This is a genomic window from Phenylobacterium sp. (genome assembly GCF_028290885.1).
Lineage (GTDB): Bacteria > Pseudomonadota > Alphaproteobacteria > Caulobacterales > Caulobacteraceae > Phenylobacterium.
In genome coordinates, this window is sequence record NZ_JAQGIZ010000246.1 from 1 (window position 1) to 24,582 (window position 24,582).

The 24,582-nt window shown below is 71.0% G+C and carries 24 protein-coding genes; 5 read left to right on the forward strand and 19 right to left on the reverse strand.

Translation table 11 applies throughout. The features are described from left to right. Together JWP28_RS16500 and JWP28_RS16505 are read right to left on the reverse strand one after the other, a co-directional pair. Positions 1–2,215, reverse strand: a 2,215-nt coding sequence (locus JWP28_RS16500) for an ABC transporter permease (RefSeq protein ID WP_299544612.1), incomplete at its 3' end; no start/stop codon positions are given. Then, positions 2,212–2,922: an ATP-binding cassette domain-containing protein gene (locus tag JWP28_RS16505; protein WP_299544652.1), complete on the reverse strand. Its 711-nt coding sequence runs from the start codon at positions 2,920–2,922 to the stop codon at positions 2,212–2,214. The genes JWP28_RS16500 and JWP28_RS16505, both read right to left, overlap by 4 nt. A 71-nt stretch (positions 2,923–2,993) precedes the next feature. On the opposite strand from JWP28_RS16505, the gene JWP28_RS16510 reads away from it, so the two are divergent. Continuing rightward, entirely contained in the window at positions 2,994–3,638 is a 645-nt protein-coding gene (locus tag JWP28_RS16510) for an arylesterase (protein WP_299544614.1), read from the forward strand. Here the strand turns inward: JWP28_RS16510 and JWP28_RS16515 are convergent. The 11 genes from JWP28_RS16515 to JWP28_RS16565 form a co-directional block, all read right to left on the reverse strand. After that, positions 3,635–6,721: an efflux RND transporter permease subunit gene (locus tag JWP28_RS16515; RefSeq protein ID WP_299544615.1), complete on the reverse strand. Its 3,087-nt coding sequence runs from the start codon at positions 6,719–6,721 to the stop codon at positions 3,635–3,637. The two genes, JWP28_RS16510 and JWP28_RS16515, sit on opposite strands and share 4 nt — an antisense overlap. After that, positions 6,718–7,773 (reverse strand): efflux RND transporter periplasmic adaptor subunit, encoded by a 1,056-nt coding sequence (locus JWP28_RS16520; RefSeq protein WP_299544616.1) that lies wholly within the window; start codon positions 7,771–7,773, stop codon positions 6,718–6,720. Before JWP28_RS16520 ends, JWP28_RS16515 begins: the two co-directional genes overlap by 4 nt. Then, complete coding sequence (locus JWP28_RS16525; RefSeq protein ID WP_299544618.1) at positions 7,770–9,134, reverse strand: TolC family protein; 1,365 nt, start codon at positions 9,132–9,134, stop codon at positions 7,770–7,772. The genes JWP28_RS16520 and JWP28_RS16525 overlap by 4 nt, the downstream gene beginning before the upstream one ends. A gap of 59 nt (positions 9,135–9,193) precedes the next feature. After that, the gene (locus tag JWP28_RS16530) at positions 9,194–10,195 is read right to left on the reverse strand and encodes a YncE family protein (protein ID WP_299544620.1); all 1,002 of its coding nucleotides are present in this window, start codon (positions 10,193–10,195) and stop codon (positions 9,194–9,196) included. Positions 10,196–10,292: 97 nt separating this feature from the next. After that, positions 10,293–11,615 carry an ATP-binding protein gene (locus JWP28_RS16535; protein ID WP_299544622.1) on the reverse strand — a complete coding sequence of 441 codons (1,323 nt, stop codon included), beginning with the start codon at positions 11,613–11,615 and terminating at the stop codon, positions 10,293–10,295. Next, positions 11,615–12,292, reverse strand: coding sequence for a response regulator transcription factor (locus tag JWP28_RS16540; RefSeq protein ID WP_299544624.1), 678 nt, complete (start codon positions 12,290–12,292; stop codon positions 11,615–11,617). Before JWP28_RS16540 ends, JWP28_RS16535 begins: the two co-directional genes overlap by 1 nt. Positions 12,293–12,353: 61 nt before the next feature. Beyond that, positions 12,354–12,671, reverse strand: coding sequence for a PepSY domain-containing protein (locus JWP28_RS16545; RefSeq protein ID WP_299544626.1), 318 nt, complete (start codon positions 12,669–12,671; stop codon positions 12,354–12,356). 84 nt (positions 12,672–12,755) lie between these two features. Then, complete coding sequence (locus JWP28_RS16550; RefSeq protein WP_299544628.1) at positions 12,756–13,457, reverse strand: phosphatase PAP2 family protein; 702 nt, start codon at positions 13,455–13,457, stop codon at positions 12,756–12,758. 50 nt (positions 13,458–13,507) lie between these two features. Next, complete coding sequence (locus JWP28_RS16555; RefSeq protein ID WP_299544629.1) at positions 13,508–13,690, reverse strand: hypothetical protein; 183 nt, start codon at positions 13,688–13,690, stop codon at positions 13,508–13,510. A 110-nt stretch (positions 13,691–13,800) separates the two neighbouring features. Then, positions 13,801–14,946, reverse strand: a complete 1,146-nt coding sequence (locus JWP28_RS16560) for an L-lactate dehydrogenase (protein ID WP_299544631.1) — start codon at positions 14,944–14,946, stop codon at positions 13,801–13,803. A gap of 61 nt (positions 14,947–15,007) precedes the next feature. Continuing rightward, complete coding sequence (locus JWP28_RS16565) at positions 15,008–15,760, reverse strand: hypothetical protein (protein WP_299544633.1); 753 nt, start codon at positions 15,758–15,760, stop codon at positions 15,008–15,010. A gap of 180 nt (positions 15,761–15,940) precedes the next feature. Between JWP28_RS16565 and JWP28_RS16570 the strand changes: the two genes are divergently transcribed. Then, entirely contained in the window at positions 15,941–16,270 is a 330-nt protein-coding gene (locus JWP28_RS16570; RefSeq protein WP_299544635.1) for a hypothetical protein, read from the forward strand. A 40-nt stretch (positions 16,271–16,310) separates the two neighbouring features. Here the strand turns inward: JWP28_RS16570 and JWP28_RS16575 are convergent, their stop codons facing one another. From JWP28_RS16575 to rlmJ, 6 genes are all read right to left on the reverse strand, one after another. Further along, entirely contained in the window at positions 16,311–17,000 is a 690-nt protein-coding gene (locus JWP28_RS16575; protein ID WP_299544637.1) for a cytochrome b/b6 domain-containing protein, read from the reverse strand. A 5-nt stretch (positions 17,001–17,005) separates the two neighbouring features. Next, on the reverse strand, positions 17,006–17,503 hold the full coding sequence (locus JWP28_RS16580; RefSeq protein WP_299544639.1) for a cytochrome c: 498 nt from the start codon (positions 17,501–17,503) through the stop codon (positions 17,006–17,008). A 49-nt stretch (positions 17,504–17,552) separates the two neighbouring features. Then, on the reverse strand, positions 17,553–19,625 hold the full coding sequence (locus JWP28_RS16585) for an AsmA family protein (RefSeq protein ID WP_299544640.1): 2,073 nt from the start codon (positions 19,623–19,625) through the stop codon (positions 17,553–17,555). Positions 19,626–19,688: 63 nt separating this feature from the next. Continuing rightward, positions 19,689–20,249 carry a sugar transferase gene (locus tag JWP28_RS16590; RefSeq protein ID WP_299544642.1) on the reverse strand — a complete coding sequence of 187 codons (561 nt, stop codon included), beginning with the start codon at positions 20,247–20,249 and terminating at the stop codon, positions 19,689–19,691. A gap of 76 nt (positions 20,250–20,325) precedes the next feature. Then, on the reverse strand, positions 20,326–20,838 hold the full coding sequence (locus JWP28_RS16595) for a hypothetical protein (RefSeq protein ID WP_299544644.1): 513 nt from the start codon (positions 20,836–20,838) through the stop codon (positions 20,326–20,328). Between the two features lie 109 nt (positions 20,839–20,947). Then, complete coding sequence (gene rlmJ / locus JWP28_RS16600; protein ID WP_299544646.1) at positions 20,948–21,769, reverse strand: 23S rRNA (adenine(2030)-N(6))-methyltransferase RlmJ; 822 nt, start codon at positions 21,767–21,769, stop codon at positions 20,948–20,950. A gap of 75 nt (positions 21,770–21,844) precedes the next feature. Between rlmJ and JWP28_RS16605 the strand changes: the two genes are divergently transcribed. From JWP28_RS16605 to JWP28_RS16615, 3 genes are all read left to right on the forward strand, one after another. Continuing rightward, the gene (locus JWP28_RS16605; protein WP_299544648.1) at positions 21,845–22,900 is read left to right on the forward strand and encodes a DNA topoisomerase IB; all 1,056 of its coding nucleotides are present in this window, start codon (positions 21,845–21,847) and stop codon (positions 22,898–22,900) included. 57 nt (positions 22,901–22,957) lie between these two features. Continuing rightward, on the forward strand, positions 22,958–24,172 hold the full coding sequence (locus JWP28_RS16610) for an LLM class flavin-dependent oxidoreductase (protein ID WP_299544650.1): 1,215 nt from the start codon (positions 22,958–22,960) through the stop codon (positions 24,170–24,172). Between the two features lie 8 nt (positions 24,173–24,180). Then, positions 24,181–24,582, forward strand: a 402-nt coding sequence (locus JWP28_RS16615) for an arylamine N-acetyltransferase (RefSeq protein ID WP_299544651.1), incomplete at its 3' end; no start/stop codon positions are given.

The following is a 24,582-nucleotide window of genomic DNA, read 5'->3' on the forward strand; positions in this document are numbered from 1 at the left end:
GGGCCCGCGCAGCGATGGCGCCGGCCAGCACCAGCAGCCCCGCCAAGGCCGCGACCGCCGCCGCCCCGCGCACCGCCAGCGCCAGGCGGTCGAAGAGGCTGGTGGCGGCCTCCAGTTGCTCGCGCACCGAGATCACGTTCACGGTCGGGAAGTCGCGGCCGAGCTGGTGGATCACCGCGGCCTCCTGCGCTTTCGAGGCCTTGGCGATGGCCACTTGCCGCAGGTTCGCGCCGGCCACCGCCTGCGGCGTCACCACCAGCGGGAAGCTCGCGCCGAAGCCGCCGAAGTCGACCTTGCGCAGCACCGCCACGCGGGCGTCGATGTCGCGGCCCAGCACGGAGAGCGTCACGGCATCGCCTATCTTCACGTCCTTGCCCTTGGCCACGTCGACGTCCATGGCGACCAGCGGCGGCCCGGCGTAGTTGGCCGGCCACCAGCGGCCGTCGGTGATGCCGGGATTCTCCGGCTGCGGTCCGATGGCGGACATGGAGATGTCGCTGTCGTAGGCCCAGCGGTCCTGGCGCGCGATCCGCTCGGCGACCACAGGCTCGCCGCGCACCCTGGTGATCCGTCCGGTGACGAAGGGCTCGCGCAGGTAGATCTTCTGCGTCAACGGCCGGCCGAAGGCGTGCGTCACCGCCGCGTCGAAGGCCGCGGTCCGATCACCCGGGATGTCGGTGAACACCAGCGCCGGGGCGGTGCGCGGCGCGATCTCCGCGACCTGGTTCAGGAGCGCCGACTGGATCAGCACCACGGCGGCAAGAAGCGCGACGCCCAGGCCGATGGCCGGCGAAGCCGTGCGCGCGGCAGAGTGCGGGCCGGCGAGGTTGGCCAGGCCGATGCGCAAGGGACCCCTCGATCCCGCGCGCGCCTTGCCGGCCGCCCACGCCGCGCCCGCGCCCAGCGCCCACAGAAGGCCGAAGGAGACCGCGACGCCGGCGATCATGATCACCGCCGCCAGCTTGGTCGGCGCGGTGATCACCGCCATGGCCGCAAGGCCCGCCGCCGCCAGCACCGCGCCCACGATCTCCGGCCCGATCTTCAGGCTGCCGGAAAGGTCGCTGCGGAACAGGCTGGCCGGTGGCGTGGAGCGGGCGCGGCCAAGCGGAGCGAGGGAGAAGGCGGCGGCCGAGAGCAGGCCGAAGCCCGCGGCCTTCAGCAGCGGCCCCGGATAGACGGCGAACAGGGCCGGGATCGGCAGGCTGTCCTTGACCAGCGCGCCCATGACCAGCGGCGCGGCGGCTCCCATCGTCAGCCCGATGGCCACGCCCAGCGCCGCCAGGAGGCCGATCTGGATGAGGTAGATGTCGCGCACCAGCTGGCCCTCGGCGCCCAGCGCCTTGAGGGTGGCGATGACCGGCTTGCGGACCTCCAGATAGGCGCTGACCGCCCCGAACACGCCGAGCCCGCCGGCCACCAGCGAGGCCAGGCCGATGAAGCCCAGGAAGTATTCCAGCTGGTCGATCAGCCGGTGGATGCCGGGCGCCGCGTCGTTCCGGTCGCGGATCCGCACGATGCCGCCCAGTTCCTGGCGCAGCCGGACCTTGGCCGCCTCCAGCGGGGCGCCGGGCGGCAGGGCCACGCGCGCCGTCTCGCCAAACGGCAGGCCGGGGGCGAGGAAGCCGCCCTGCTCCACCGCGCCGATATTCGCGATCACGCGGGGACCGAGCGCGAAGCCCCGCGACAGGCGGTCGGGCTCCTCCATCAGGACGCCCCGCACCACGAGCGGCAGGTTGCCGGCCAGGAACCGGTCGCCGACCTGCAGGTGCAGGCGGTCCAGCAAAGGCTGTTCGACCACCGCGCCCGCCACCCCGCCGCGCGGCGCGATGGCCGCCTGCAGCGAGCTCGCGCCCTTCAGCGTCACGCTGCCGGCCAGCGGATAGGCCTCGTTGACCCCGCGCAGTTCGATCAGCCGCCGCTCGCCCGAGGGCGCCTCGGCCATGGCCATCGAGGCCACCGAATAGGAGACGCGGCCTTCCTTCTCCAGATCGGCGCGCTCGGCCGGGGTGAACTGCCGCTGGCGGACGGAGAGCGCCAGGTCGCCGCCGAGGATCTCGCTGGCCTGGCTGGCCAGCCCGCGCCGGAAGGCTTCCGCCGTCGAGCTGGCCGCGGCGATAGCGGCGACGCCCAGCGCCAGGCAGGCCAGGAAGATGCGGAAGCCGCGGACGCCGCCGCGCAGCTCACGGCCGGCGAAACGCAGCGAGAGCGGCATCATGCGGGCGTCAGGCTCGGTTGGGCGCTTTCCGGGGCCACGCGTCCGTCGCGCAGCCGCACGGTGCGGTCGGCGCGCGCGGCCAGGGTCTCCTCGTGGGTGACCAGCACCAGCGCGGCGCCGGTCTCGGTCACCAGGTCGAACATCAGGTCGGCCACGTGGGCGGCGTTGGCGGCGTCGAGGTTGCCGGTGGGCTCGTCGGCGAACAGCAGCGCCGGGCGGCAGGCGAGCGCGCGGGCGAGCGCCACCCGCTGCTGCTCCCCGCCGGAAAGCTGGTGCGGATAGTGCCGGCCGCGGGCCGACAGCCCCACGCGGTCCAGCCAGGTCTTGGCGGTCTCCGTCGCGCCGGGCGCACGCGCGATCTCCAGCGGGGCTGCGACATTCTCCTCGGCGGTCATGTTGGGCAGCAGGTGGAAGCTCTGGAACACCAGCGACACCCGCCCCCGGCGCAGCCGCGCGCGGCCGTCCTCGTCGACGCCCGCCAGGTCCTGGCCGAACAGCAGCACGCGCCCGCCGGTCGGCCGCTCAAGACCCGCGGCCACGGCGATCAGCGAGGACTTTCCGGACCCGGACGGCCCCACCAGCGCCACACGCTCGCCGCTTCCGATGCGTACGTCGAGGCCTCGAAGGATCTCCACCGGGCCCGCCGCCGACGGCAGGGTCAGCGAGACGTTCTCCAGGACCAACGGGTCGGCGCCGGTCTTCAGCACGGGGGCGTCGGTCAATGGGGATCCTTCGATAAGTTGAGCGCGGAACACGATCCCCTAAATAGGACAGGCTCATGGCCGATACACGACCCGTCTCGCTTTCCCGCCGCGCGCTGATCGCCGCCGGCCTCGCCGCCCTCCCCGCCCGGGCGCTGGCGGCGCGCGGCCAGGTGGTGACCATCCTGGGGGACTCGATCACCGCGGGCCTCGGCCTGCCGGCGCAGGCGGCCCTGCCAGCCCAGCTGCACCTCGCCCTGGAGAAGCTCGGCGTCCACAACCTGGTGCGCGGCGCCGGCGTCTCCGGCGACACCAGCGGCGACGGGGCGAGCCGCATCGACTTCAGCGTCCAGCCGGACACCGCCGTGGTGGTGGTGGCGCTGGGCGGCAACGACCTCCTGCAAGGCATCGATCCGAAGACCACGCGGACCAATCTGGACCGCATCCTGAACCGCCTGAAGCAGCGCCGCATGGGCGTGGTGCTGGCCGGCCTGCACGCCCCGCCCGAGCTCGGCCGCGGCTACGCCCGCGACTTCGACGCGGTGTTCGCGACCCTCGCCAAGGCGCACAGCGTCACCCTCTATCCGAATCTCCTGTCCGGCGTGGGGCGCAACCCGGCGCTGAACCAGGGCGACGCCATCCACCCGAACGCCCGCGGCGTGCAGATCATCGCCCGCAAGCTGGCGCCCGTGGTGGCGAGCGAACTGAGGAAGCGGGCTTAGGCCGCCGGCCCGTCCGCAAGCGCCGCGCGCGTGGACGGTTCGCGGCCCCGCCGCGTTCCGCCGAGCAGCTTGTAGAGCGCCGGCATGGCCAGCAGCACCAGCGGCCCCTGGGCGATCAGCCCGGAGATGATGGCGATCGCCAGCGGCCGTTCCATGGACGAGCCGCCGCCCAGCGCCAAGGCCAGCGGCGCCAGCGCCAGGATCGCGGCGAGCGTGGTCATGGCGATGGGGCGCAACCGGTTGACGCCGGCCTGGACGAGCGCCTGCTCGGGATCGACCCCCTCTTCCAGCAGCGCCTCGTATTCCGTGAAGTAGAAGATCGCCACCTCGGTGGCGATGCCGAGGATCATCGTGGTGCCCATCAGCGCCATGATGTTGAGTTCGACCTGGGTCAGCCACAGGCCGATGGCCACCGCCGAGGCGGCCGCCAGCGGCATCAGCAGGATGGTGACGGCGATTCGGAAGCTCTCGTAGATCACCAGCAACAGGACGAACACCGCGGCCACCGCGGCAGCGAACACCAGGGCCATGCCGCGGAAGGCCGACTGCTGCTCGGCGAACAGACCGCCCATCTCGAAGGTCACGCCGGCCGGCAGCACGCCTGCCTTCGTGACCGCGGCCTGCACCTCCTTGGCCGCCGAGCCGGTGTCGCGGCCGGTGACCCGGGCGGTCACGGCATCCATGCGGCGCATGTTCTCGCGGGCGATCTCCGCCTGACCGGTGACCACGCGCAGGGTCGCGATCCGCGAAAGCGGGAAGAGATGCCCGTCGCCGGGCGACTTCAACATCAGGGCGCCGATCTGCCCGACACGGGCGCGCGAGGCCTCCGGCGTCCAGACGCGGACGTCGGCGAGGTTGGCGCCCGACTGGATCTGGGTCGCCACATTGCCGCTGAGCAGGCCTTCCAGCTGCTTGCTGGCCTCGCCCGCGTCGATGCCTTCCAGCTCGGCCAGCGCCGGGTCGATGTGGATCTCCAGGCCGTCGCCAGCGATCACCACCCCGGTCTTCACCTCGGTGACGCCGCGCACCTTGCCGATGGCGTCGGCCACGGCCGGCGCGGTCTGCCGCAAGAGGGCGACGTTGTCCGAGTAGAGCTTCACCTCGATGGGCTGCGGCACGGCGGTAAGGTCGCCGATCAGGTCCTCCATGAGCTGGGCGGTCTCGACCTCCAGGCCTGGCACGCTCGCCTGGACCTTGCCCCGCACCTCATCCATCACCGTCTCGATCGGCCGGCGGCCCGTGCGTTTGAGGCGGATGAAGTAGTCGCCTTGATTGGGCTCCGTCAGGCCGCCGCCGAGCTGCACGCCGGTGCGCCGGGAATAGGTGTCCACGTCCGGCGTTGCGCGGATGATCGCCTCGACCTGGCGCATCAGTCGGTCGGTCTCGGTCAGCGACATGCCGGGCGGGGCGATGTAGTCGAAGATGAAGCCGCCTTCGTCGATCTTCGGGATGAAGCCGGTGCCGACGCTTGCGAAGCTCAACACGCCGACAGCCGCCAGGGCTGCGACGCCCGCCACGGCCAGGATCGGCCGACCGACGGCGCGCTCCAGGGCCCGGCGGTAGAAACTCATGATCCGGCCGTTCGGGTTGAGTTCGGCGACATGGCTGCGGGTCTTGACTAGCTGCTCGACCATCACCGGCACCAGCCACCAGGCGACCAGGAACGACACCGTCAGTGACACCGCCATGGTGATCGACAGCGCCTTGAAGAAGGCGCCGGTGACGCCGGTCAGGAAGGCCAGCGGCAGGAAGATGACGACGGTCGCCGATGACGATCCGATCAGCGGCCGCAGGAACTCCGAAACCGCCCGCTCGATGGTCGACCGGCCCTTGTCGGCGGCCTCGGACAGGCGGCGCTCGATATGCTCGATCATCACGATGGCGTCGTCGATGATCAGGCCGATGGCCGCGGCCATGCCGCCCAGCGTCATGATGTTGAAGCTCTGGCCCATGAGCTTCAGGATCAGCGTGGTCCCGGCCAGCACCGCGGGCACGGCGATCACCGCGGCCAGGGTGACTTTCCAGTCCCGCAGGAAGACCAGCAGCACCAGGGCGGCCAGCACCACCCCGATGATGATGGCGTTGCGCAGCGAGGAGGCGGAATCGAGGATCAGCTCGCTCTGGTCGTACCAGGCCTTGACCTGCATGTCGGCCGGCCCCTGGGCGCGGGCCTTCTGGAACGCCGCCTGCACCGCCTTGGCGATCTGGACGGTGTTGCCGCCGGGCTGCTGATAGACGTTGACCAGCACCGCGTCGCGGCCGTCGGCGGTCACCCGGATCCATTGCGGCGCGGGCGCGGCCTTGACCTGGGCCACGTCGCGCACGCGCAGCACCGTCCCGTTGGTGGTCTTCACCACCACGTTCTCGATCTGCCGCGGATCGGTCAGCCGCGAGTCGGTCAGCACCAGCAGCAGCTTGCCCTGGTCCTCCAGACGGCCTGACGAGGCCAGGACGTTGGCGCCGGAGATGGCGGTGGCCACGTCGCTGAGCGAAAGCCCATAGGCCCAGAGCTTGGCCGGATCGGCCTCGATCCGGTATTCGCCCGCCGCCCCGCCCTCCGACATCACCCGGGCGACGCCATTGATGGTCGAGAGCGAGGGGGCGAGCACCCGGTCGGCGAAGCGCCGCAGCTCCACCGGTGTCGCACGCGCCGAGGTCAGGCTGTAGGCGGCCACCGGGAAGGTCGTCGGGTCCATCCGGCGGACGTTGAACATCACCCCCGGCGGCAGGGTGGTCTGCGCCCGGGTGACCGCCGCCTCGACCCGCTGCAGGGCAAGGTCCATATCCGAGCCCCAGGCGAAGTTGATCGACATCTCCGCCGAACCACGGCTGGTGGTGGAGCGCAGGTTCTGGACGCCGGGGATGGCGCGCACGGCCTGCTCGACGGGGCGCGTGACGGTCACTTCCATCTGGTCCGGCGGACGGTCGCCGGCGTCGATGGCGATCGCGATGCGCGGGAAGAACACCGTCGGGAACAGGCTGACAGGCAGCAGGAAGGCGGCCGCAATGCCGCCCGCCACCAGCATGGAAAGCAGGGTGAGCAGCGAGCGTCGGCGCTGCGAAACCAGATGGCCGATGTTCATCGGCCGCGAACCTTCACCGCCATGCCGTCCTGCAGCTCATAGGCCCCCTCGACGGCGACCTGGGCGCCGGAGGGAAGCTGGCCGGTGATCTCGACGTCCTGCCCATGATCCAGCCCGAGGCCGACGAACGCCCGATGGGCCTTGCCGCCAGAGACCAGGAAGACGTGCGGGCCAGTCTCGTCGAACACCACCGAGGCCCTGGGAACCACCCAGCCGGTGCGCGCGCCGGTCACCACCTCGCCGCGGACCGCTGCGGCGATCGGCAGGATCGCGCCGTTCAGCGGCGCGATGGCGTCGAGGGTCTTGGTGGTCTGGTCGGCCGCGCGCCCGACCATGGTGAGGCGCGAAACGATGGGCGGCCCCCCGAACACCGGCTGCAGGGTCACCGCCTGGCCGACGGCGAACTTGCCGGAGGGCTCCAGGCCGAGCTTCGCGACGGCCCCGCTGGCGCGAGCCAGCACCACCAGGGGGGCGTCCTGGGCCACATGGTCGCCGGCCGCGGCCGAGACCGTCGTCACCACGCCGGCCTGCGGCGCGCTGATCGCCTGCAGCGACCGGCCGGAGCCCTGCTTGGTCTGCGCGGTGAGCGTCGCCTGCGCATCGGCGAGCATCTTTTTCGCCGCGGTCAGCTGGTCCGAAGCCGCCAGGCGCTCGTCATAGAGCCGCTGCACGCGGGCGAGGTCGGTCTGCGCGAAGGTCACCGCGTCGGCGGCCTGTTTGAAGGCCATCTCGGCGCCCGGGGCGTTGGCGATCTCCATGAGCGCCTCGCCGGCCGCCACCGTCTGGCCGGAGCGCACCAGCACGCGTGAGACGATCGACGCCTTGGGCGCAGCGAGGGTGACGCTGCCGGCCGGGTCGGCCTGCACCACGCCGTAAACCGAGACCACGTCCTGCACGAGCTGGCGGCGCACCGGCGCCAGGGTCACGACGGCGGTGGGGTTCGGCTCGCCGGCGTCCTCGCCGCCCTTGCCGCGCAGCAGGACCACCGCAGCCACGGCGCCGGCCGCCACCGCCACCGCGGCCAGGATCATCAGTAGGCGTCGACCGGTCATGGGGCGGCTCTCGATTCCGCGGGAGGAAGGAAGAGCGCCGTCTCCAGCGCGATTTCGGTCAGACGCGCGGCGAGCGTCTTGTCGTTGAGGTCGGCCCGCCGCGAGAGGGCGTTCTGGGACAGGGTCAGGTAGGTCTGGCTGTCGAGGTCGCCGCGGTCGTAGGCCGCGACCGCCGGGCGCACCAGGGCCTCCAGGCGGGGCACCTCGACCCTGAGCACCGCCGTCGTCGCCACGGCGCTCGCCCGCTCGCCCTCGGCGCCGCGGACCTCGGCGTCCGTGGCGTCAAGCCTGGCCTGGTACTCGGCCCGCAGTTGCTCGCGCGTGGCGTTCTGCACGCGCACCTCGCCGCGCCCGCCGTTGAAGATCGGCAGGGCGAAGGCGGCGGTGAGACCCTGGGTGACGACGCCCGCGGGGTCCTTGGCGAAGTTCAGACCGACATTGTTGAGCGGAAACTGCGCCAGCACCGCCTTGCGCACATTGGCGTCCTGGGCGCCATAGCCGGCCTTCAGCGCCAGCAGATCGGGCCGCCGATCGGGCAGGCTGGCCAGCGCCCGGCCGATAGCCTCCTGGTCATAGACAGGCGCCTCGGGGGTGGGAACGAGCGGCAGCATGACGTCGGCGCGCAGGCCGAGCAGCGCGTTCAGGTCGCGCCGCGCCTTCTGGGTGTCGTGCCGCGCGGTGAACAGCAGGTTCTCCGCATCGAGCTTGACCGCAAGATCGGCGGCGGTGGTCTGCAGGTTGACGTCGTGGTGGTCGAGCGCCCTGGCCGAGCGCGCATAGCGGTCGGCGGCCAGGGCCGCCGTCTGGCTCAGCACCGCGATCCGCGCGTCGCCGGCCAACACCGTCTCGGCCAGCTGGCGGGCGTTCTGGGCGACGGTCCACTCCGACCAGAGGAGGTTGAGATCGGCCTCCTGGGCGCTGAACCTCGCCGCGCGGCGGGTGTAGGTGCGCTGCAGCAGGCTCGCCAGGTCGAGGCCGACCCCGACGCTGTAGGCCGTCTGGTGGTCAGGGCCGGCGATCGGCCTGTCGAGCGAGCCCGAGATCTGCGGATCGGGCAGCAGGCCGGCCAAGAACACCTGGGCGTCGTTGACCTTCGCCGCCTTGCGCTTGGCTTCCAGGTCGGGGTTGTTCAGCACGGCCAGCACCGCGGTTTCGAGCGGCGACAGCCCGTCGCGCGCATCGACCTGGATGGTCTTCAGCGGCGCCACCCGCAGGCGCGCCGGGTCCGCCGTCAGCCGCTGAGGCGCCTCGGCGAGGTTCGGGCCCGCCGGCAGCGGGCTCGGATGGTAGACCGCGCAGCCGCTCAAGCCGGCCGCCATCAGCAGCGCGGTGAGCCGCCGCGCGACAGCGGAACGCTCCATGCCCCGATCAACGGCCCGGCCCAGCGGAGCCTCCCTCTTCGTACCGCCGAGCCCGGATCTCACTTACCGACGACGAGCACTTGGAAGGTGCCCGGCACGGTCGTGGGCCGGCCCCCAGGCGTGGTCGCCGGGACGTACTGGGCGGTGGGCAGATAGACCCGCCCCGTCCGCTCATCCAGCGCGATGGTCCGGGCCCCCAGCTGGGTCGGGACGGTGTCGACCAGCGTTCCCTTGCCGCCGGCCAATGCGATCACCGCCATGGTCCCGGCGCGTCCGGCCGGCACGAAGGCCAGCTTCTGACGCGGATCGTAGGCGATGCCGTCGGCGCCCTTGCCGGTGGGAAGGGTCTGCAGGACCTTGCCGGTCCTGGCGTCCACCACGTCGGTCGCCCCGTCGCAGGCGGCGATCAGGAGCTTGTCGGCAGCGTCGTAGGCCAGGCCGGTGGGTCCGTCGCAGCCGCTCAGGGCGTAGCGCGCCAGCACCTTGCGGCCGGCGATGTCGACGACGACGATCTCGTTCTTGTTCTCGACGTTGATGAACGCCTTGCCCGAGCCGTCGACGGCCGCGGCCTCCAGGTCGCCGCCTACCTCGATGGTCCCGACGGCCTTGTGGGTCTTGGGGTCGATCAGGGTCACCTGGCCGCCGGCATGGTCCATGACGAGGATAAGGCCGGTCTTGGCGTCGAACGCCGCGGCGTCCGGGCCCTTGCCCGTGTCGACCGTGGCGACCGTGGCGCCTGTCTTGACGTCGATGAACACCGCCGTGTTGGTCCCACCATTCGTCACCAGCACCTCGCTCCCGCCGTTCACCGGCATCGCGTCGTGCAGCCGCTGGCCGGGCCCGAAGGAGGACACCCCCTTGGTGGCCAGGTCGATGGCCATGACCGAGGTCCCGTGGGCCACCAGTACGCGGTTGTTCTTCTGATCCACCCGCACATAGTCCCAGCCGCCGTCGGGGCCGGCGACATGATCTAGCACGTGGTAACCCGACCCCGCCGCCTGGGCGGCGGTCGAGATCGCAAGCGTGGCAAGGCAACCGGCGATGATGCGCGCGACGGACATGAGTCTCTCTCTGCTCCCCAATTCGATCCACCGGTTCTAGGCCCTCGCCAATGACCGGTCGATGGCAGGGAGATTGTGAAATCCCAATGTGCCGGTGTTACTCGGCTCTCGGAAAGGTCACCCTGGCCTCAAGGCCGGGCGCCGCCCCGATCAGCCGCACCTCGGCGCCGTGCAGCCTGGCCACTGCCGCCACCAGGGCCAGCCCCAGCCCGCTCCCCGGCGTCGAACGGCTACGCTCCAGGCGGTAGAAGCGGTCGAACAGCCGCTCTCGCTCGATGTCCGGCACGCCGGGGCCGTTGTCGAGCACCGCGAGCGTCGCCGCCCCGCCCGAGCGCCCCGCCCTCACCGTGACCTCCGCCCCGGGGCCGGCGTGGCGCAGCGCGTTCTCCACCAGGTTCACCAGCATCTGGGTGAGGAGTTCGGGATCGCCGACCACCGGAACGGCCGCCTCGGCCTGCAGCCTGAGACTCTGCTGGGCGTCTTCGGCGGAAGGCGCGAAGGCCTCGACGACCGTCTGTCCGATGGCCGCGAGGTCGCTCGCCCGGAAGGCCGCGCGCCGCGCGCCGCCCTCGATCTGGGCGATCCGCAGCAGGGCGGCGAAGGTGTCGAGGATGGTGTCGAGGTCGGTGAGCGCCCCTTCCAGGGCCTGGCCGCGCTCCTGCGGCGACAGCAGTCCCGCCTCCAGCTTCTGGCGCAGCCGGGTCAGCGGGGTGCGCAGGTCATGGGCGATATCGCTGGAGACCTGCTTCAGGCTCTCCATCAGCGCGGCGATACGGTCCAGCATCCGGTTGAAGGTCAGCGCCAGCCGATCGAGGTCGTCGTTGGCTCCGCGGACCGGCACGCGGCGCGCCAGGTCGCCGTCGATGATCGCCTCCGCCGTGCCCGAGATCGCCGCCAGCCGCCGATGGACTCCGCGGCTCATGGCATAGCCGCCCGCCACGCCCAGCACGACGACCCCCAGGAAGGCGCCGCCGAAGCCGCGCAGCAGCGCCCCGTCGAGCGCCTCGATCCGCTCCTCCTCGTCGCCGACCAGCAGGCGGTGACCGTCGGGCAGCCTCACCGTCAGAACGCGGACCGACTCGCCGTCCCGGCCCTGGCGATCGCGCAGCACCGACCATCCGGGCGGCGCCCGGCTCACGGACAGCCGTCCGGCCAGCGCCTCTCCGGCCGGCCCCTCCACGCCATAGTCGATGGCCCCCGGCGTGCGGTCCCGTTCGCGCACGGCCTCGACCACGCCCTGCAGGCCTTCGGACTTGTATTCCTGGACCAGGGCGGCGGACTCCGCGGCGATGCGGGCGTCGAACTCCTGCGAGAGGGCCTGGCGGGTGGTGAAGACCGTGATCACGCCGAGCGCCACCACCGACAGGGCGAAAACGGCGGTGTAAAGCGCCGCCAGCCGCAGGGTGTAGGAGCGGAACATCAGTCCGGCTCGCGCAGCACATAGCCCGCGCCTCGCACGGTATGGATCAGCTCATGGGCATGGCCGCGGTCCACCTTGCCGCGCAGCCGGCTCATATGGGTTTCGACGATGTTGGTCTTCGGGTCGAAGTGGAAGTCCCAGACGCTCTCCAACAGCATGGTGCGGGTCACCACCCGGCCGGCATGGCGGAGCAGATATTCCAGGAGCTGGAATTCGCGCGGCTGCAACTCGATCCGCTGGCCGCCGCGGGTCACGGTGCGCTTGAGCAGGTCGAGCCGCAGATCGGCGACGGAAAGTTCCGTGCGCACCTCCTGGGTCGGCGGCCGGCGGGCCAGCGCGTTGACCCGGGCGAGCAGTTCGGCCAGGGCGAAGGGCTTGACCAGGTAGTCGTCGCCCCCAGCCTCCAGTCCTTCGACGCGGTCGTCTATGCCGCCCAGGGCCGTCAGCAGCAGCACCGGCGTCTTCACGCCCGAAGCGCGGATGGTGCGCAGGATCGCCAGGCCGTCGATCTCCGGCAGCATGCGGTCGAGGATGATCACGTCGTAGGTTTCGCCGGCGGCCAGCATCAGGCCGCTGCGCCCCGTCGAGGTGGCGTCGACGGTATGGCCCACCTCCGACAGGGCGCGCTTCAGGTAGGCGGCGGCTTCCTTGTCGTCCTCCACGATCAACAGCTTCATGGCCGAACCCTGCCCTCATCTTCGGCCCGCGGAAAGCCTTTGGCCCGCCGCGGAGCTGGATCTAGTCCGGATGCGGGCCTTCCGCCTTGTTCTCGAGGACCTTCCCGGTCTTGGCGTCGACGCCGACCTCGAAGGTCTTGCCGCCGCCCTTGATGTCGAAGGACCAGCGCAGGCCGCTGCCGCCCGCTTCCTTCTCCAGCTCACGGTCGGTGACCGCGCCTGGACGGGCCTTCAGAGCAATGGCCTGCGCCTGCTCCAGCCCGATCTTGGCCTGGCCGGCGAGCTCGTGGCCGGCATAGGCGGCCGGCGGTGCCGCGGCCTGCGCCGCAGCGGCGCCCAAGGCCAGGGCGAGGGTCGAGATGATCAGAATACGCTTCATGCAGTGTCTCCGGTCGCCCCGTGACCCAGCCGACAAACTGCACCGCCGGAGGTTCGGCGGCGATTGCCGCGCGATTACCATTCCTCAATCGCGGTCTGGCAGCGCCTGACGGCCCGGGCACCTCGAGAGGACGGTCCAGGCGGCAAGCGCCCAGGCGGCGCCCAGGCACCAGCCGGCGAGCACGTCGCTCGGCCAATGGACGCCCAGGTAGACCCGGCTGACCCCGATGCCCAGCACCAGCAGCACCGCCAGCACATAGACCATGATCTTGGTCCCGCGATTGGGCTCGAGGCTGGCGATCAGCGTGGCCAGCGTCAGGAAGGTGGCCGCCGACAGGGTCGAATGCCCGCTGGGGAAACTTGCCGAGTAGACATAGGCCCCGTGGGGCACGAGCGCGGGCCGCGGCCGGCCGTAGAGGTTCTTCAGGCCTTCGCTGGAGATGTCGGCCAACAGCACGGTCCCCGCCAGGATGGCCGCGTGCCAGCGTCGGCCATGCATCAGGAAGGCCAGCACGCCCACGATGGTGACCAGCGTCATCACCGTCACGCCGCCCAGGGCGGTCACGTCCCGCATGGCCTCCTGGAAGGAGTAAGAGCCGATCGGTTCGCTGGGATTGGCGGGGTTTCGCAACGCCAGCAGGATGCGCTTGTCGATGGCCTGGGTTTCGCCCTCGGTCATCTCGCTGGCGATGTTGAAGAAAGCCCAGAACCCCCCGGCCGCCCCGATCACCAGGATCAGAGCGCGGCTCTCGATGCGGCGAAGGAGCTGTTGCAGGAATGTTGGCATGGGCCTCCCGGAACCTGAGCCGTTACGGGGAAGCTAGCAGGCTCCGTGCCTCAGCCGAAAGCCGCGCCTTGCGCCGGCGGCGACCGCAGTGTCAACGCGACGGCCGCCTCGGCCGCGTCACGACTGGCGTCGGCGCCGTCGGCCACGGTGACCCCCTCCTCGTCGTAGACGCTCCAGCGCCACCCTTCATCGACTTGGCTGAGCGAATAGGCGAGGTAGGAATCCTGCGGCATCGGGCCTTACTCCACGCGGTCTGACCGGGGCTGAACACCTCAAGCACGGAAGTGGTTTCGCGGCGCCGCAGCAATTCCGCCGCGTTGCCGTAAACGTGACCGAAGCCCCGTCAGGTCTCGGCGTCGAGCAGCTCGCGGCCGGCGTCGCGGATGTTGGCGCAGCCGGTGAGGATCATCGCCACCGCCAGCTCCGAGCGCAGCGTCGCCAGCATCTTGGCGACCTGCGCCTCGCCGCCGGCCCCGAGCGCATAGGCCCAGGCGCGGCCGACGAAGCAAGCCTTGGCCCCCAGCGCCATGGCCTTCAGCACGTCCAGGCCCGAGCGGATTCCGCCGTCCATGTAGACCTCCAGGTCCGAGCCCACCGCCTGGGCGATGCCCGGCAGGGCGGAGATCGAGGAACGCACGCCGTCGAGTTGCCGCCCGCCATGGTTCGAGACCACCAGCCCCTGGGCGCCGGCCTTCACCGCGTCCTTCGCGTCGGCCACGTCCAGCACGCCCTTGACCACGATCGGCCGGTCCCAGGTCTCGCGCACCCAGTCGAGGTCCTTCCAGGTCACCGAGCGGTCGAAGTTCCGGGCGATCCACGAGAGGAAATCGGTGACCCGCCGGCTGTCGCTCACCGCGCCGGCCACCGAGCCCAGGGTATGCGGCCGGCCGTTCGCCCAGACGTCCCACATCCAGGCCGGATGGGTGAGCCCGTCCCAGGCCGTGTTGAGCGCGCCGGACAGCCCGCTCGACCCGGTGAACCCCGAGCGCACGTCGCGATACCGCGCGCCGGGGATCGGCAGGTCGACGGTGAAGGCCAGCACCGGGCAGCCGGCCTCCCTGGCCCGCGCCAGCAGTTCGCGCATGTAGCCGCGGTCCTTCAGCATGTAGAGCTGGAACCAGGGCGCGACCCCGGTCGCTGCCACCTCGTCCAGCGAACAGACGCTCACCGTCGAGAGGCACATGGGGATGCCGGCGGCCGCCGCCGCGCGGGCCGCCTGGGTCTCGCCCCGGCGGGCGTACATGCCGGCCATGCCCACCGGCGCCAGGCCCACCGGCATGGAGAAGGTCTGGCCAAGCGAAGTCACCGTCATGTCCAGCTGCGACATGTCGCGCATCACCCGCTGGCGCAGCGCGATCGCTTCCAGGTCGGCGACGTTGCGGGCCAGCGTGGCCTCGGCGTAGGAGCCGCCGTCGATGTACTCGAAGAAGATCTTCGGCAGACGTCGCCGCGCGAGCTCCCGATAGTCCGAGACTGAAGCCGCGCGCAAACGTCCCTCCCCTAAACAAGCCCCGCGAAGTTGGAGCCTGAAGCGCCGCGCCGCGCAAGCCTCAGGCGGAGACGGCGTCCAGCGCGGCGGCCGCGGGCTGTCGTGGCGGGCCCATCATGATCCAGACCTGGCGCCCGCGGGCCAGGAGCTCGCCTTCGGCGGTGAACAGCGCGACGCCGGCGGTCTCCTTGCGGCCTTCCCGGATCAGCGGCCAGGCGGCGACGATGCAGGGCTCGCCCACCTTGGGCCGGCGGATCACCTCGCCGGTCATGGTGCCCAAGAGGGCGCCGTGGCGGCCTTCCTTGACCAGCCAGGCGAAGACGCCCGGACAGTCCAGCGCCGCCCAGACCACTTCTGTCGGCGTCAATCCGTCGGCGTCGGCGAAAGCGGCGTGAGGGGTCCAGACGCAGGCCACGTGGCCGACCGGCGCGCCCTCGACCTGTCCGGCGAAGACCCGAAGGCCGTCGCCCTCTTCGCGCTCTACGCCGCAGGTGAAGCAGATCGGGTGCACCCGCTGCTCATGGGCGATGTAGCTCGCCATCGCCCGGCGCGCGGCCTCCAGCGTCGGCGGCGGCGGGACCTCGAGCTCCAGCTCGGCGGCGTCGCTACGGCCGATCAGCGTCCCCTGGGCGTCGGTCATCACCGCCGCGTCGTCGGAGAGCGTCAGCTCCAGGTCCGCGTCCAAAGGCACACGGGCGCGCAGCACCGCGGTCGCCGGGCCGTCGATGTCCCTGGCAAGGACACCGCAGACGTAGCCGCCGTTGCCGGAGTCGGGAGGCCCGCAGAACTGCTGGGCGATGACGATCTTGGCCAAAGGAAATCGCTCTCGGAATCAAAGGATCAAATCAATGGCCAAGGCTTTTCCATGGAAGGCGCACGCGACGGAAGCCCAAATCGCGCGCACGCGACGTTGGAGCCCGGGGCGGGTCACGCTAGTTTGCGCGCCACACCGCCGGCTGGCGGATTCGAACACGACGACTTTTAGGAGATATCGGTGAGCGAGCGGATGGAACGGCCCTGGGCCCTGATGCGCCACCACGCCGGCTGGGCGGACGTCTTCCACATCGAGACCGAGAGCCACGACTCCATCACCGGCTTCTATCCCGACCGCGAGACGGTGGGGCCCCCGGTGAGCTATTCGGTGCGCGCCGTGCTGGCCCGCTTTCCGACCCTGGAAGCCGCCCGCGCGGCGCGCGAGGGCGCGGTCGCCGAATGGCGCAAGCACGACGCCGCCGTCCGCGACGCCGAGGCCCAGTTGCGCGAAGCCGAGAAGGCCCGCGAGGACGCCTGGCTGAAATGCCTGAGGGACGCCGCCGAGCGGTAGCCGCGGCCCCGACGGCCTCCCGCCCCGCCTGGAAAAACGGCTAGACTCTGAACCCCTTGGCCGCCCACCAGGCGATTCCGACGGCCACCGCCGCGGCCAGCACCGCACGCCACAGGGGCGCGAAGCTCAAGCCCGGATCCTGCGCGAACTGGCCGTGCCCGGAGACCATCGGCCCGACCAGGTTCGAGCGCTTGTAGATCAGGTAGAAAGCCACCGCCGCCACGTGCAGCGCCACCAGCGCCTCGAGGGCCCAGAAGGTCAGGTGGTGCCAATGGGCGAACTGGCGGCCGAGGTCGAAGCTCACCCTGTCGGAGAGCGGCCCGGACTCGATGCCGTCCACATCCACGGCGAACAGCCCGGTGACCGTCTGCACGATCAGAACCGCGAGGATCACCAGCACGCTCCAGGCGCCCAGCGGATTGTGGCCGGGAACCGCGCTCGGCGCGCGCCTGGGCAGGGTCCTGAGGTAGGCCAGCGTTGCGGCCGGGCCGCGCACGAAGCTCGCGAACCGCGCGGTGGCGGAGCCTGCGAATCCCCAGATCAGCCGGAACGCCAGGAGCCCCAGGACCGCGTAGCCGGCCCACCGGTGCCAGTCCATGCGGCCCGCCTCCCCCGCCCACCAGGCAAAGGCGATCAGGACGACAAGGCCCCAGTGGACAATGCGTGTGGGCCCGTCCCACAGCCGCGCCCGAACGGCTGCGGCGCCTGGCGTTGTCCCACGCCCAGTCATGGCCCTTAGTGTTGCTCAGGCACGCGGAACTTGTCGTGGCAGTTCTTGCAGGCGCCGCCGGTGGCGCGGAACTGCGCCTTGATGGCGTCCAGGTCGCCGCCGGCGGAGATGTCCGCCAGCTTCGTCGTCTCGGCCTGCAGCCTCATCGCCGCCGCTTCGAAGCCCGCCGCATCGGTCCAGACGTCCGGCTTGGCCGCGGTCTTCAGGCCGGTCTCGGGGCCGCTGCCCTTCGGGAACCAGCTCGGCAGGGCGGCGGCCGTGCCCTTCACCTTGGTCGCGTTTGCGGCGATCACGGCCTTGTCCGGCGTGTCCTTCTTGAGTTCGTCGCCGATCGCCTTGAAGGCCGCGCCCTGCTCCTTGAAGTGCGCCTGGCGCGCGACCAGGGCCTTGCCGCCGGGGGTCGTCGGGACCGGCTGCGTCTCGACGGCCAGCGCCGCGCCGGCCGTCGCCAGGCCCAGCCCAGCCGTCACGGCCAGCGCCGTCATGATCGTCTTCAGCGCCATGGCGCGTGTCTCCTCGGGAACTGCGTCGGGTCGCGGCGATGTGACGGGATCAGTGGGGCGGCGTCAACGTCCGGCCTGGCTGTGCGGCGGGCTTCACCGGAACGCCCTGCGCCTTGCCCTCGGCGAGGAGGCTTGCGCAGTTGGCGTCCTTGGCGAGGCCGGCGTCGACGAACGGCAGCAGGGCCGCAAGCGGCGAGAGCACCGCGCTCAGCGCCAGGGCGACGCCGCCCTGCGCGATGGCCTGGCCCTTCTCGACCTTGACCTTGGGCGAACGGAGCGGACCCTCCAACGTGATCGGCGCCAGCAGCCGCACCAACTGGAACTTCTTCGGATGGCCCTGCACCCTGAGGTTCATCTCCTCGGTGTCGAGGTTGATCGTCCCGCCACCCTCGATAAGCACCGGGGCGGTATCGATCACCAGCCGGTCGGCGGTCATGACTCCGCCTTCGGCCTTGAAGTGGGCGACGGCGCAGCGGATCGGCGTCGTCGTCTGGTCCTTCGAGAACAGCAGGCCCAGGCCCTTGATCACGTTGACGCCGGCCAGCTCGGCCAGCGACTCGCGGATCTCTCCGCCCGGCACGACGACCATCATCTCGCCGTTGGCGTCGCCCATCGCGTCGTGCACGGAGTCGCCGGTCCCATGCAGCTTGACCCTGCCGACCAGCGCGCCCGCGACCGGGGGGGCGCCCTGGAACCGCAACGGCAGCAGGCTTTCCATGCGCGCGTTGGACAGCCGCAGGTCAAGGTCAGTGATGGCATTGGCCTTGCGGCCATTCAACTGGGCAGTACCGACGATGTGGCCCTGAGGCAGGTCCAGCTCGACCGGATCGGCCTTCAAGAGGCCGGCGTCGAGCTTCACGTGCGTCGAGCCGGACCGCAGATGGATCGGCGCGTCGGTGATCGAGGCGGCCTTGTAGGTCACGTCGGCGTCGAGGCTGCGGATACGGTCGAAATTCAAGGTGGCGTCGGGGAAGATCCGCTGCTCGGCCTGCAGCTTCCGGGCGACCGCGATCTGCGACGGCGAGGCGATCTTCCCGTGTTTCGGCCCGCCGCCGAACAATGCGCCGAGGTCGGGGAAGGAGAGGCTGCGGGAGCGCAGGTTTGCGGTCAGGAAGGGCCGCTTGCCGCCGGTCTTCACGGAAAGCGCGCCGGTAAGGTCGGAGCTGCCGACCCGGCCGCCCAGCCCGTCGATCCGCCACAGGTGCACGTTGCGCGAGAGCCGGCCATGCAGCGTGTAGGGCGGGGTGTTCGGCAGCGGCACGCCGGTCAGGCCGTAGAGGTCCGAGAGGTCCGGGCCGCGGGCGGTGGTGTTCATGTAGAACTGGCCGAGGTCGAAGGGCTTCGGCACCGCGCCCTGGGCGGTCACATAGGTGGCCCCCGCGCGGATGTCGGCGTCGAACGGATAGGGCTTGTCGCGGTCGATATTGAGCAGCGGCCCGCCGGTCACCTGCAGGTGGAACGGTTGCGCGTTGAGCGACCCTTGGCCGACCATCTCGAAGCCCCGGTTGCGGACGCCCAACTGCTCCTTGGCGTCGATGGTCCCGGTGAAGGTCAGCTTCCGCTTCTCGTCACGGTAGTCGAGCTTGCCGCCATCGATGACGAACTTGCGGATCGGCGGCAGGCGCAGCGGTTGGTCGGGCTTGGCGCCGTCCGAGAAGTCCCAGGTCGAGCGCCCCTGCGCGTCGCGATAGAGCCGCGCCTGCGGCCGGTCGAATTCCAGCAGCCGCAGGTCCAGGCGGCCGGCGAACAGCGGGATCAGCCGGATCTGCACGGCCATCCGGTCGATGTCGGCGAGATTTCCGGTCCCCGTTTTTGGCGCCCAGGCAGGGTCGGCGACGTGGACGCCGTCCACGGTGGCGCTGGGCTGCCAGGACCAGGGGTGGACCCGCAGGTTCCCGGTGATGCTGACCTGTCGGTGCAGCCTGGCCGAGGCGACCGAGGCGAGCGGGCCGCGGAACCAGTTCCAGTCCCAAACGGCCGCCACGACCGCGGCGCCGGCGGCCAGCGCCAGGAACGACCCCGCGGTCCATAGCAGCGCGCGACGACGGCGGCGCGCAGACTGCTGCGGCGCACCTTGGTCGTCGCCGACCGCTTCGGGTGTTGTCGCCGTACCGGTGTTCAAACGATTGCTCCGGGCCGTCCAAGCGACCCTAACGCGCGAGGACCGCGTTCGGCGCCCTAAACCCTAATGGGTCACGCCTCGGCCGGAGAGCGCCGAGCGCGCCGTGGCCGCGATGATCTGCAGATCGAAGGAGAACGACATGCGCTCCAGGTACTCCCGGTCGAGCTTGGCCTTCTCGGGGATCGGCAGCTCGTCGCGCCCGTTGATCTGCGCCCAGCCGGTGAGCCCGGGGCGCAGCGCATCCACCCCGGCCTCGGTGCGCAGCGCCACCAGGTCGTCCTGGTTGAAGAGGGCGGGCCTTGGCCCCACCAGGCTCATGTCGCCCTTCAGCACGCTCCACAGCTGCGGCAGCTCGTCGAGGCTGGTGCGGCGCAGAAAGCGGCCGAGCGGCGTCACCCAGCGGTCCGGATCCGCCATCAGGTGGGTGGCCACGTTCGGCGCGCCGGTGCGCATGGTGCGGAACTTGGGCATGGCGAAGATGCGGTTCCCCCGCCCCACCCGGCGCGACCAATGCAACGCCGGTCCGGGGCTATCCAGACGCACGGCGATCGCCAGCCCGGCGAGCAGCGGCGACAGCAGGACCAGGCCCGCCGAGGCGCCGGCGATGTCCAAGACCCGCTTCAAGACCCCTCCTGCCCCAAGGCCGCCTCAAAGCGCGCGGCCTAAGCAGTTGTAGGCGCAGGAGCGGGTCCGCGCAAAGTCAGACGGGCCTGGGCGCCGCCGGCTTCTTCGGTTTCGGCGTCGCGAAGGCCGGATCGTCGACGACCTCCGGCGCGAGGATCTCCAGCACCGGTGAGATCGGCGCGGCTTCGCCGCCCACCGCCAGCGGCGCGGCCGGCGCTTCGACCAGGGCTTCGAGGACCGGTTCCGGCGCGGCTTCGGCCACGACTTCGAGAACGGGCTTAGGCGTCGGCTCAGGCTCAGGCGCAGCTTCCATCACCGGCTCGGCCAGGGGCGCGGCAAGCGCGGGGGCCTCGGGCTCGACGGCGGGCTGGGTCTTCAAGGCGGCCCCGAACATCGCCTCGAGGTTCTCCGGCTGCGCCCAGCGGGTCATCCACCACCAGGCCGCCCCGCTCATCGCGGCGCCGGCGAACAGGCCCCAGAGCGGCGAAGCCAGGCCCACGGGAACGCGAAGCAGCACATCCGGCTTGGCGAAGGTCTGGGCGCCGGCAAAAGTCTGGGCGCCGGTATCGGTGTTCGGGGCGAAGGACATGGGCGTTTCTCCTGCGTGGATTGTGCGACGCAACATATCACGCTGTTCGATCTCGCTAGTGCGAAACATCCGTGAAACCAACATTGTGATCAGCCGCCGTTCGGCGGCGTCAGACGCCGTAGACTCGCCCCTCGCCGGCTTCCCCCAAGGTCGCTGCAGTCCAACCGCAGACGGCCTCCAAGGTTCCGGCCATGTCCGCCGGAGCGCCCAGCAGCACGAGCGCGCAGCCGTTCATCTTCAGGGGATCGGTCAGCGGCCGCATCCGCGTCTCGGCGACCAGCACCGGCGCCCGCATCTCGTCCTCCAGGTCGCGCAGGAAGCCGTCGAAGGTTTCCAGGTCCTTCAGCGGTAGCCAGACCAGCGCCGTGGCCCTCCGATTGCGCCGCCGCACGCCGACCAGGGTCTCAATTATCCGGACGTAGTCGTCGGCCCGTTCGAACGGCGGGTCGATCAGCACCAGCGCTAGGCCCGACGCCGGGACCTGGGCGACCGCGGCGTCATAGCCGTCGGCGCACAGCGTTCGGACGCCGCGCCGGGCCTTCATCAGCTCGCGCAGGGCCGCGTGCTCCTCGGGCCGCAGTTCGCAGGCCAGGTAGCTGTCGCCCGGCCGCAGCGCCTGGGCGATCAGCCAGGGCGAGCCCGGATAGCGCCGCGCCGGCCCGCCTGCGTTCAGGGTTCGGACCGCCGCGGTCAACGGGGCGAACTCGGCGGGCGCGCCCGGAGCCGACATCAGCCGCACGATCCCGGCGTCGGCCTCGCCCGACTTCTTCGCCTCCGGCCCCGCCAGGTCGTAGAGCCCGCGGCCGGCATGGGTGTCGATCACGCTAAGCGGGCCGGTTGCCGCCGTCAGCCGGGCGAGCAGCTGCAGCAGGGCGGCGTGCTTGACCAGGTCGGCGAAGTTCCCGGCGTGGAAGGCGTGGCGATAGTTCAAGGGCTTGGCCTCTCCCGAAACCGCGAGGAACCGCGCCCGCGCATACCACGTTGGCGCAGCCTGAGGAGGCGCGTCGTGGCCCGGGGCCTTGCGGAACAAACCATCCCGGAGGCCGACGTCCAGGCTGCGGGTCTCACCTACGTCAGCGACCTCGATCCCGGCATCCGCCGCCGCAAGGCCGGCCACGGCTTCAACTACCTGGACCCTGACGGCAAGCCGGTGACCGGCGAACCCACCCTCGACCGGATTCGCAAGCTCGCCATCCCGCCGGCCTGGACCGACGTCTGGATCTGCCCGAGCCCGCGCGGCCACATCCAGGCCACCGGCCGCGACGCCAAGGGCCGCAAGCAGTACCGCTACCATGAGCGCTGGCGCGAGGTGCGCGACCTCCACAAATACGACCGGTTGATCGCCTTCGGCCGCGCGCTGCCCAAGCTCCGCGCCCAGGTCGAGCGCGACCTCGCACGCCACGGCCTGCCGCGCGAGAAGGTGCTGGCTGCGGTGATCCGGGTCATGGAGATCACCCTGATCCGCGTCGGCAACGAGGAATACGCCCGGGCCAACCGGAGCTTCGGCCTGACCACCCTGCGGGACCGCCACGCGAAGATCGGCGCCCGGAAGGCAGTGTTCGAGTTCCGCGGCAAGAGCGGCAAGGTCCACAGGACCGGCTTCAGCGACCGGCGCCTGGCCCGCATCGTCAAGGCCTGTCAGGACCTGCCCGGCCAGCATCTTTTCCAGTACCTGGACCACGACGGCCGGCGGCACAGCGTGGAGTCGGCCGACGTCAACGCCTACCTGCGCGACGTGCTGGGCGAGGACTTCTCCGCCAAGGACATCCGCACCTGGGCCGGGACGATCGCCGCGGCCGGCGCGCTCGTCACCCTGCCCAGGTGGGCCAGCGAGGCCGAGGCCAGGCACAACGTCGTCATCTGCGTAAAGGCCGTGGCCGGCGTGCTCGGCAACACCCCCGCCGTCTGCCGCAAGGCCTACATCCATCCCGCCGTGCTGGAGGCCTATGAGGCAGGCGAGCTGCCGTTGAAGCCTGGGACCAGCGACCGCGCGTTCGAGCTGGCGGTGTTGAAGTTCCTGGAACGGGTGCGGGACAAGGCCCCCGCTCCGCGCGGGAGGTAAGCTAGCTTTCCGCCACGTCCGCCGCCTAAGGTCTCCGCAAACCAAAGGGGAAAGCCCATGCTGCCTCAGCGCCTGCGCTTCGGCGCCTTCATCGCGCCGTTCCATCCCATCGAGGAGAACCCGACGCTGGCGATCCAGCGGGACCTGGAGCTGGTGGAGTGGATGGAGCAACTGGGCTTCGACGAGGCCTGGATCGGCGAGCACCACTCCGCCGCCTATGAACTGATCGCCTCGCCGGAGGTGTTCATCGCCGCGGCGGCCGAGCGGACCAAGCACATCCGCCTGGGCACCGGCGTCTCCTCCCTGCCCTACCACCACCCGCTGATGCTGGCCGACCGGATCAACCAGCTCGACCACATGACCCGCGGCCGGGTGATGTTCGGCGCAGGACCCGGCGCGCTGGTCTCCGACGCTTTCATGATGGGCATCCCGGTCGCCAAGCAGCGCGACCGCATGGACGAGGCGCTGGGCGTGATCGTGCGCCTGCTGCAGGGCGAGGAAGTCACCCACAAGTCCGACTGGTTCGAGCTCGACAAGGCGCGCCTGCAGATGACGCCCTATTCCCGGCCGCGGGTCGAGATCGCGGTGGCGAGCCAGGTGTCGCCCACCGGCGCGCGGGCCGCCGGCCAGCATGGCCTGGGTCTGCTTTCGCTCGGCGCCACCTCCACGGCCGGGTTCAACGCGCTGGCCTCCAACTGGGCGATCGCCACCGAGCAGGGCGCCGAGCATGGCCAGACCATGGACCGCAACGCCTGGCGCCTCGTGGGCCCCATGCACATCGCCGAGACCCGCGAGCAGGCGATGGAAGACATCCGCTTCGGCTTGGAGAAGTGGATCTTCTACTTCCGCGAGATCGCCAACCTGCCGATCGTCCCGGAGGGCGACGATCCCATCAAGGCGATGGTCGAAAGCGGCATGGCGGTGGTCGGAACGCCGGACGACGCCGTCGCCCGCATCCAACAGCTGGTCGACGAAAGCGGCGGCTTCGGCGCCTTCCTGCTGATGGCCCACAACTGGGCGAACTGGGGCGCGACGAAACACTCCTACGAACTGATGGCCCGATACGTCTTCCCGGCGTTCCAGAACCTCAACGACAACCGGGCGGCCTCCATGGCCTGGGTCAAGGCGAACAAGGACGAGTTCACCACCCAGGTGCGCGGCGCGGTGGGCGCGCGGATCGTCCAGCACATGATGGAGAAGGGCACGGAGAACATACGCCCGGAGATCGTGGCCCTCGTGCAGGGCGCCATGGCCCCGCCCAAGGCCGAGTAGAGCGGGCCATGGACCTCGCGGCCTATCTCGACCGCATCGGCTACGCCGGGGACGTGCGGCCGGACCTCGCGACCCTGCGCGCCCTGCACTACGCCCACCTGCAGGCGGTCCCCTACGAGAACCTCGACGTCCAGTTCGGCCGGCCGGTGACCCCCGATCCGGCCGCGGCGTTCGACAAGATCGTCACCCGGCGGCGCGGCGGCTGGTGCTACGAAATGAATGGAGTCTTCGGCGCGGCCCTGGCCGAGATCGGCTTCAAGGTCACCCGCATGGCCGGCGCCGCCATGCGCGAGATGATGGGCGACTTCACGATCGGCAACCACCTGGTGCTGCTGGTCGAACTCGACGGTCAGCCGTGGATCGCCGACGTGGGCTTCGGCGACGGCAGCCTGGAGCCGTTCCGCCTGCAG